A 9,772-nucleotide genomic window follows, 5' to 3' on the forward strand; every position below is an offset into this window, starting at 1 on the left:
ATCCTTAGTTATAGCGCGAACCTTCATATAATACGCAATATAAGCGAAAAAAGTTTCACGATTCTAATTGTCCGAGGTTCTCGCGAGTGTTAAAACATCGATTTCAGCGGGATCGGCAGTCCACAATTCACTCACTGCTTCACGAATCGTAGCACCGGTCGTGAAAACATCGTCAAAGATCAGGAGTCGTTTCCCACGGATAATGTCTGGGTTCCGAATTTCAAAAGCACCGACGATATTCTGCTGGCGCGTCTCTCTGTCCAAACTGCTTTGTGCGATTGTATGTCGCTTCCGAATCAGCGTATTTGCGAGAATGGGCACCCCTTCCGCTTTTGCTATTCCATTGGCAAGAAGCATCGCCTGATTGAAACCGCGTTCCCGTAGCCGTTTTTTATGAATTGGAATGGGCAAGATAAAATCGTATTCTGCAAGGCTACAGTCCGACGGGATATGGGCGTTTATCAGTTGAATTAGGTGTCGCGCGAGCACCTTTTTCTTCTCAAATTTAAAGAAATGTATTGCTTGTTGGAGTGTTGTTTGGTAAAATGCTACCGATCTCAGTTTCCCATAGCGCGGTGGGGTCGTAGCGCACGCGTCGCACAGTCCTTTAATACCCGACGTGCCACATATATCGCACCACGGTGCTTTGAAGAATTGGATATCCTGCCAGCAGCGATTACAGATATAAGGTATCGACGTAACCCCAAGATATTCCTTGCAAACCCGACATTCTGCGGGATAGAGGAAAGTTATCGCGGTTTCGTACATATCCCGCAATAAGAGAGGTACTTGCATGCCGATTGGCTTTGATCCCATAAAACGCTACCTGACTGAAATTAGAAGTTATTATATAATAAGTTTAACACAAGAAGTCTTTAATGTCAAGTAATTATTGAGGAAAAGGGAAGTATAATTGTCAGAATCAGGATTTACAGGATTTTGGGATTTTCGGGAGAAGAGGCAGTTTGTCAAGTGGATCCAGCCCCAGCGGGGCGACATTTGTGTAGATACGTGCAGACCAGAAAACCCAAGCCCCAGCGGGGCGGCATTTGTGTAGATACGTGCAGACCAGAAAACCCAAGCCCCAGCGGGGCGGCATTTGTGTGGCTTTTGATGTTGATGCGTTGAAATGTTACACCAGCGTAACATCGCAGGTGCAGCGGTCAGTATCTCTCACCTTAGGTGCCATCTGGGTTCCAAGCCATTTCCGAGACTAATGTTCTGTCGCGAAAAAAAATAATTTGGCGGAAGTGTAACATTTTCTTTTGGTGTTCTTGGGTATTTATTCACACAGGTTCCCCAATCCTTTAGGATTGGGGCGTTGACGTTTACATCACATACAATAACATATAATATATAATAACATATATAATTTAGGAATGCCAGTTTATTTTCATTCACAGAGCCTTACTGCCCTTCAACCGAACCTACAGCACTAATTTGATATTTCCCCAGGTCCGGTAGGTGCGGTTTCCTAACCGCACCGGGATTGTGAAAAAAACGTGAAATCCGGTAATTTCTTATCTCCGTGAAATTCCGCAAATTTTATAAAGATTCTGGAGAGCAGTGACTTAAAAACCCGCGTAATCCGCATAATCCGTGTAATTCGCGATTCAGACAATTTAACAATTGAATGACCCTGGATAAATGCCCGTGAAGCGTTGACAGAAAATGCCTATGCGGTATAATTGATTATCGTTGGATTGATGGAATCAAGAATGTGATTTTAAAACAGGAAACGAATATGTCAGAAACGACACAAACCTATTTAGGTAAGACTTACGCAGTTGACCCATTTTTGTGAAGTCTTTGGTTCGTAGTAGCGCAATTCTGCGGCGTACTCGCCCCGGGGAATGCCATAAGGCATTCATACCCGGGGAAGTGCATAAGCACTTATTGCGCATTCTTGGGGAATATCCCGTCAATTTTGGCATGAAAACTAATTTTGCGTAAGTCCTGTTAGGAGAGAAGGTCATTTGACACACAACACCCGCATCTGAGAGCAAGTTCCACGTATTCATTTTGCATTCACCCGCTATTATGGAGTATAATATCTGTAATCCTGTAAATCACAAAAATCACAAAAATCACAGTTCAGACTGCGGAACCCATAGCCAACAGTGTATGCAACAAGACATCCGGCGTTCCCGAAATCCGCGTCCTCTGCGTCAATCCGAGATTCAAACGAAAATATGAAAAATGTTACACTTTTCACCAAATTATTTTTTTCCCAACAGAGAACCGCAACAGAGAAACACCCCAGGAAACCCACGCCACCCGTGGATTCTCAACCGAAATACACACAGAAATGCCAATTTAAAAATGTTATAAAAACGTAACATTAAGGAAAACAAGCAATATGACAGAAAGACCGATAGTATTTTACAACAAAGAGCAACAGTTGAATGGGATACTGCATACACCAACAGGTTTCGATGCGCCGTGTCCGGCAATTGCCTTCTTTCACGGGTTTACGGGGACGAAGGTTGAGCCGCACAGGATATTCGTCAAAACTGCACGGGAACTCGCCGCTATTGGGTTCTATGTGCTTCGCTTCGATTTTCGGGGTTCCGGGGACAGTGCGGGCGATTTCTCGGAGATGACGATCGGTGGCGAGATTTCCGATGCCATCAAGTCAATTGACGTTCTCACGGCTATGCAAGGCGTAGACCCTGAACGCATCGGTATTTTGGGATTGAGCATGGGAGGCTGTGTCGCGGCGTGTGTCTCTGGACAGGATGTACGCGTGAAGTCAACCGTGATGTGGGCACCGCTCTCGGACGATCCACCAGACCGGAAACAGGAAATATTGGAAAGGTCCAAAAGCACACCGACCCCAGAGGAAATCGCGCAGCTAAACCCAAACATCGTCGGGAAAGCGTTCTATGAGGAGCTTCCCCATATATCCCCTTCCGTTACCATTCAGCAGTTTACGGGCGCGCTCCTCGTGATTCATGGGAGTGGTGATGAGGTCGTGCCGACCTCTCACGGCAGACGCTATTACGAATTGATGCACGAGCGCGACGCTTTGACGGAACTTGAAATCGTTGATAAGGCGGATCATACCTTCAATACGGTTGCATGGGAGCAAGCGGTGATTTCCAGATCGGTTGCGTGGTTTCAGCGAACATTGGCATAAGGAGACACAACGATGAGAGATTCGGGAACATGGCGAGAATATATGATTCAACGCCTCGCTTCCGATCCGGGAGGGGTGAAGGACTATCTCCAAGCAATTATGGAAGAATACCAAACTTTTGGAGATATGCGAATCGTCCTATTGGCACTCCGAACGGTTGCTGAGGTGGAGGGGGGCATATCAGCACTTGTCAAACGCATTAACGCTGAGCCGGAGGTACTCTCGGAAAAACTATCAAGCGACAAGGCTTTAACGATTGACACGCTTAGAACCATTCTTAACGCATTCGGATGCAGACTTTCAATCGAACCACTGGATACCGAAAATCTCCACCATCCTACGACTTATTCTCCAGATGCAAGACTGATACGGACTGCCTCTAATGCTACCGCTGCGTCGTCTAAACAGGGCGGCTGATCGGCGGCATCTCGGATCTCAGAGAACCACAGTTCCTGAAGCGTCTGTTGCGGTGAATCGGGTATAGAGAGCGGTGTCGCGCCGGAAGGTGTTGTGCAATGCCACTCGCCACCCGCATCGCTTATTGTGCCTTCGGTGAGAACATATCGTTCGTGTTCTTCGGCGGCGTTAATAGCAATGCCGCCTGCCCAGGTCCATTGTCCAATGCCACCGCGTTTGAATTCAACAATGAGTGTGTTGACAAACCTGTCGTATTGTCCGTTTTCCCTTAATCCTTCGTAGACGGCGTTTCTTTTAACGGACCCAGCACCACCGAAGAAATCCACAATCGGATAGATGTGGTAGATGAAAAAGTGGGCGGGTGTTCCGGATACCGACAGATTGAAAAGAATCTCGGGACGCGCACCGCGACCGGGTGTGAAGCGCACAAAAGAGGTGAGCAGCAGATCACCGAGTTCACTTATCTTTTGCTTGAGTGCTTTGTGGGTGTTAGAAACCGCCTCTGGATGCGACACCCGAAGGACACGACCCTGCTTTTCAGCAAGTTTCAGTGCCGCTTCTCCTTCTCCGACATCACTGGCGAGTGGATATTCCACGAAGACGTGTTTATCTGATCGCAACACCGCAAGCGTCATCTCACCGTGGCTGTCGTTGTGGGTGCAGATAACAACACCCTCTATGTCTTCACGTTCAACCAGACGCTCCCATTCAGGCATAAAGACGGTCTCGTGTTCTTTGGCGAGTTGGGTGCCTGTCTGTTCGTTTCTGGAGGCGATCGCCACGATTTCGGCATCTGGAATTGATGCAAATCGTGTGAGGTGATTCCGTGCCATCCCACCCGAACCGATAATTCCGATTTTAATTTTGTTCATATTTGTTATAGGACGAACGCAAGAACGCTTGGTTTGCTTGCGGGATGGAGGGGGTTTGACGGAAAGGATGGAAGATTGGGGACCATCCTTCCTTTCTGCCATGCTTCCATCCGCTGCTTCTAACCGTTCACGTTTTACCTTCCATGTTTCTAACCGTTGCTTTCATCCTTCCATCCCTACGCCCAGCCTTGGCTTTCACCACCGACGCGAGCCGCACTAATTTTCTCATAGTAACCGCTTTTCCGGTAAGCCGTCAATGGATATGGATCGCGTCCCATCTCCAAGCGGACCTGTTCCAATAACGGATTTACATCCGTCTCATAAGCGCGTTGGAGGATGGATTCTGCTTCAACCAAGTCGGCAGCATCCTGCGCGGCGGCGAGTGCCTCCCGGTCAACGAGCAGTGCCTTCGCATACGCCTTTTGCAGATTACACACGGACTGGATACTCGCTTCCACCTTCGGTTTCAGGTTATGGCTCTGGTCAATCATGTAAGCGATGTCGGTTTCCGTATCGGGATCGAGTTCTGCGGCGACCAGTTCGGTGTAAATCAGAAAGACTTCCTGTGGATTGATAGAGCCGACCGTTAAATCGTCGTCTGCGTATTTCCGGCAGTTGAAATGGAACCCGCCGAGTTTGCCTTCGTCAATCAGATAGGCGACGATGAACTCAATATTCGTGCCTTGTGGATGATGTCCCAAGTCGATGAGGACTTGCGCTTTCTCACCGAGTTTCGTTGCCATGAGGTAGGCGGTTCCCCAGTCCGGGAGATCGGTGTGGTAGAATGCGGGTTCAAAGAACTTGTACTCAATGAGCATACGGGTGGCATCTGGGAGTGCATCGTAGACCTCGACTAACGCCGCCTCCATCCACTTTTTGCGTTTCCTGAAGTTTGCCTGTCCCGGAAAGTTAGTCCCATCTGCGAACCACAAACTGAGCAGATCGGAGCCGGTTTTTTCCATGATGTCAACACACTCCAGCATGTGATCAATCGCGAGTCGCCGGGTATCCCTATCCGGGTTACAGACGCTTCCGAGTTTATACGCCTGATCTTGGAAGACGTTCGGATTAATTGCGCCGATGCCGATACCGACATCCGCGGCATACTGTTTCAATGCGCCCCAATCGTCCGTTTTGTCCCACGGAATGTGGAGTGCGACGGTGGGAGCGATACCGGTGAAACGATGAACGGTGGCTGCGTCTTCCAGACGTTCAGCGGCATTTCGCGCTGCGCCGGGTTGTTCAAAGACACCGAACCGAGTGCCGGAATTACCGTAACCCCATGACGGCGTTTCGATGTGTTGTTCTTTGAGATGGGCTTTGATAGTCTCTACCTGTATCCCCTGTTTTTCTAACGTTTCAGCTAAAATATCATAAGCGGGATTGCTCATGCTGCTTTCCTTTCTTGAGTGGTTATCGGTTGTTAGTTGTCAGTTAAGAGGTTTCCGTTAGCGGTCAGGAAGTTTACAAATAACGCCAGTTTGAAAATACATCTGTAGGTGTTTTTGCTTGGGTGTTTCCCCAGGTAGAGCGGTAAATACACACCAAAAACCTGAGTATGGGGACGAATATGCCACTTTTCAAGGAAACCCTTTCTGCCTAAGTACCGGTAGCGAAACCCGACATTCCACTTTTATCACTAAAGTTGCGAAGTATCAGAAAGTTTGCAAGTGTACTAAAGTTGGGAAGTTGAAAGAGGTATCTTTGAAACTTTAACACACTTTACGGACTTCCAGCACTTTACGGACGTTAAAACTTTCCGCCAACTGATAACTGACAACGACTATATTGCCAATTCCTGAAATATCTTTACAAGTTTTTCCTGCGTAGCGTTTGGATCTTCAATGATGATACGTGCACCGCCGATAACGTCCATGAATCCCAATTCACGCGGGTATCGAGGGACAACGTGCAGATGAAAATGCGGGATGCTCGCGCCGGAGGCATCACCCATGTTATAGCCGACGTTGTAGCCGCGTGGCTGATAGGCGCACGTTAATACCTCAAAACAGAGACATTGGAGTTCGTGAAGATCTTGAACCTCTTCCTGATTCAACTCCCGAACGTCAAGCACATGCCGATTCGGAAAAATTAAGAGGTGCCCCGGACTGTAAGGATAGAGATTCAGCGAGATGGTAAAACGTTCAGTTCGATGGACTTCAAGTCTTTGGACTTTATCATTTTTCTCGACAATTGCACACAAAATACATGGGACATCTGGACGGTTTTTTCCTTTGGCATAAGGCATTTTGTTCGGGACGAAGAGGTTATGTCGCATAAAGAGGTTTCCTATTCTTCTGTAGCACGCCGTGTTGTATAATTTTTTGTTTTATAAGCGGCAAAAAGGGGTTAAATTTTGACACGTATATGATATACTATTTCGATAAAGCTTGCAAGCAGATAATTATTAGCAGGTATGTAAAGTTTTTGGCATTCAACACTCGAAGGTGTCTTAACATCCTTTTGGGACGTAGGTTATCCGTGATTTTTGACCTGTTTTCGCTTCAACCCCGTAGGGGTGGCCTCTCTGTAGAACACAGTTAGACCGCATCAGTGAACCCCGTAGGGGTGACATCTACAGTCTTTGACGAAATGTTTCCACACCCATTATCAGCAGTCAGTAAAAAGCGTTTAACAATGGAGTCGGTGTGCTCAGTTAAGCCTCGTGTTTTTTCAATAATTGTGACTATCCCACAGGAGATTTTGATGGAGAATGGAAAATTGCTATCGTCCACGCCAGTCAGAACGAACGAAGATGATACGACGACTTGGGCACTCCCGCAAGGCGCAATCGCACGATTGGGACAGGGTCTTGTGGAGACGCTAACATTTTCCGCAGATGGACACTGCCTCGCCATCGGAACGAGGGTAGGACTCTATTTATATAACGTGACAACAATGTCGCCTGTCGCATTATCAGGAACGAAACGCGGGGCATGGAGAGCCACTTTTTCGCCGAATGGAAAGTGGATAGCCACCAGCGATTGGGACGACAACATAAAGATATGGGATACACATCGCGGGACATGTCTCACGGAGATAACAACAGAGACTGCCCCCTCGACATTGGCGTTTTCACCTAACAGTCGGTGGTTTGCTACGAGCCACAGTGAAATCGCTTCTATCAATGTCTGGTGTCCGGAGACAGGCGAGATGCTCACGAAATTCACCGGCGATGCTGAAAAAAGTGGGCGTTTCATGCCGATAGCCTTCTCACCTGGCACGCACCTGATTGCGTCTACTGGGCGTGAGAAAGCAGATAGCAACGGCGAGTCGGTGTTGCTGTGGAATGTGGAACGCGGGGACCAAATTGCCCGTTTCACAGGACACACGAGTTCTATCTATAGCCTCTGCTTTTCGCCGTGTGGTCGTTTTCTTGCCTCCGGTGGAAGAAAAGATGGCACTGTCTGTGTTTGGGACACGGCTGATTGTCAACAGATAGCGGAGTATATAGGTTATGGCTCTGCTTGCATGGTTGCCTCCTATTCACCAGAAGGCATCCTCCGCGCCACAGCGATCTCTTATGACGAAATCTGCAAAAACAACGCTATCATTACGGTGTGGAACTTGGAAGATAAAGAGAAACTTTATACGACTAAAGAAAACATAGGAGATCATGCAATCGTGGATTTCTCAAGTGGTTCGCGGTTGGTGCACGCATCTGGAGAGGGCGGCATCAAAGTCTGGCATATCGGCAAACCGCACGCGTATACATCGAACTACCAGCCAATCTCATTTCCGAATACGATCGCGTTTTCATCCGATGGAAAAACAGTGGTTGCTGAGTACCGGGAAGGTCGTCGGTTGTATTCGCACGGTGATGTTCTCTTCTGGGATTTAGCAAGTAGACGTTTAAACCGAGCAGTCGAATCAGAACCGATCGGAACACGACAGTTTTTCTTTCCTGATTCCAGCGGAAAACGACACATCGTCAGTCTTGATAACGACACCGTCAGGCTATGGGAGACTCAAAAAAATAAAGATGTCCTCATCGCTGAGTTCACAGCGCATGACAGAAAATGGATCCGCGCAGCGTTTGCGCCACAAGTCAATCGACTGGCATGTTTGGACGAAAAAGGTATAGTGGTTGTCTGGAACTTGGAAAGCATGAAAAAAGTCTGCCAATTCACACACCTCCACGAGCGGTTCCCAGATGCTGAGATGGCGACGTTGGAATTCAGCCCAGACGGGAAGTTACTGATCAGTGAAACCGATCACTGTCCGTCTGTTCGGCTCTGGGATGTGGAGCACGGCGAAGAGATTCGCGAGTTTCCAAGTGATGAAATCGGTGGGATTATGGGACTCTGGGATAATCGGGGGTTTTCTCCGTGCGGTTCGTATCTCGTTTGCAGCGAAGCAAGAACCGAAAAACTGCGGTATGGAGAGACTATCTGTGTGTGGGATGTCACACGAAGGCAAATTCTCGCGACGATACCGTTTCGGCATGCGTTCGTATTTGCCTATTCTTCGTGTGGTTCGTATTTGGCATGCGGTGGAGAAGATCCAGAAGGGATTCTGTTGTGGGACCTCAAACGTCGTGAAATCTACAGATGGTTACCGCTACCCACAGGATGTCAGGAGACACATTCGTTGACGTTTACATCTTGTGGACGATACCTGGCATTCGGTGCCGCGTGGGAACAGGGTTTTGAGAAGGTCCCTATCCATGTGTGGGAGGTTGAGACAGGCACGCACATTGTCACATTTTGGGGACATCCAACAGACGTGCAGGGACTCGCTTTTTCACCCAATAACGAGTTTTTAGCAAGTGCGAGTTTTGACGGATCCATTCTCCTCTGGGATCTGAACCCCTACTTGTAGTATCCCAAGAGGTGTTTAGATTAAAACTTTCCACATTCTCTTCTTGACAAACAGTCCCAAAACCGCTACACTATCTATATCATGTTGGCAGACATATCGAGCGTAGCCGCTTGGAAACCACGTGTCTGCCTCCCACTCGATAGGGATAACAGCGTGATAACGTGAGGTTTCCCATGAAAACGATCTTTCTTTTTTCAATACTGTTCTGTGCTATTGCAATGCCGGCTCTTGCCGAGTTGACGGAGGCAGACCTCAATAAAATTCGTCTGATTGTCAAAGAGGAAGTCAGCGCAGACAGGGAGAGTTTCGAGAAGAATATAAAAGAGTATATCAATACCAAGAATGAGAGCATTGAGAAAAGACTTTCGCTCGTTACAACTCTTATAGTCGGACTGATGGCACTCATAGGCATTCCCTTAGTGGTATTGACCGTTATTATGATAGGCTAGTGCTGTGTCAAGTTGCGTTTGATAGTATTGTCAGTTGGGTTGAAGGGATTTTCCCTGTAGGGGCAGTCCCTTGT

8 protein-coding genes are annotated in these 9,772 nt (G+C 47.8%); 4 read left to right on the forward strand and 4 right to left on the reverse strand.

From position 1 onward, the window contains the following. Positions 1–63: 63 nt before the first annotated feature. Positions 64–816, reverse strand: coding sequence for a ComF family protein (locus J4G07_12335; protein ID MCE2414782.1), 753 nt, complete (start codon positions 814–816; stop codon positions 64–66). 1,543 nt (positions 817–2,359) lie between these two features. Between J4G07_12335 and J4G07_12340 the strand changes: the two genes are divergently transcribed. Then, a complete protein-coding gene (locus tag J4G07_12340) occupies positions 2,360–3,139 on the forward strand; it encodes an alpha/beta fold hydrolase (GenBank protein ID MCE2414783.1) in 780 nt (259 codons plus the stop codon). Positions 3,140–3,151: 12 nt separating this feature from the next. Continuing rightward, entirely contained in the window at positions 3,152–3,556 is a 405-nt protein-coding gene (locus tag J4G07_12345; protein MCE2414784.1) for a hypothetical protein, read from the forward strand. Here the strand turns inward: J4G07_12345 and J4G07_12350 are convergent. The 3 genes from J4G07_12350 to J4G07_12360 all read right to left on the reverse strand — a co-directional run bounded on the left by J4G07_12350 (position 3,484) and on the right by J4G07_12360 (position 6,706). Then, positions 3,484–4,530 (reverse strand): Gfo/Idh/MocA family oxidoreductase, encoded by a 1,047-nt coding sequence (locus tag J4G07_12350; protein ID MCE2414785.1) that lies wholly within the window; start codon positions 4,528–4,530, stop codon positions 3,484–3,486. The two genes, J4G07_12345 and J4G07_12350, sit on opposite strands and share 73 nt — an antisense overlap. 74 nt (positions 4,531–4,604) lie before the next feature. Then, positions 4,605–5,819 carry an L-rhamnose isomerase gene (rhaI, locus tag J4G07_12355; GenBank protein ID MCE2414786.1) on the reverse strand — a complete coding sequence of 405 codons (1,215 nt, stop codon included), beginning with the start codon at positions 5,817–5,819 and terminating at the stop codon, positions 4,605–4,607. A 392-nt stretch (positions 5,820–6,211) separates the two neighbouring features. Further along, on the reverse strand, positions 6,212–6,706 hold the full coding sequence (locus J4G07_12360) for an HIT domain-containing protein (protein ID MCE2414787.1): 495 nt from the start codon (positions 6,704–6,706) through the stop codon (positions 6,212–6,214). Between the two features lie 428 nt (positions 6,707–7,134). On the opposite strand from J4G07_12360, the gene J4G07_12365 reads away from it, so the two are divergent. Beyond that, entirely contained in the window at positions 7,135–9,249 is a 2,115-nt protein-coding gene (locus J4G07_12365) for a WD40 repeat domain-containing protein (GenBank protein ID MCE2414788.1), read from the forward strand. 173 nt (positions 9,250–9,422) lie between these two features. Then, positions 9,423–9,698 (forward strand): hypothetical protein, encoded by a 276-nt coding sequence (locus tag J4G07_12370; protein ID MCE2414789.1) that lies wholly within the window; start codon positions 9,423–9,425, stop codon positions 9,696–9,698. The last annotated feature ends 74 nt before the right edge of the window (positions 9,699–9,772 follow it).

This window comes from Candidatus Poribacteria bacterium, from assembly GCA_021295715.1.
Lineage (GTDB): Bacteria > Poribacteria > WGA-4E > WGA-4E > WGA-3G > WGA-3G.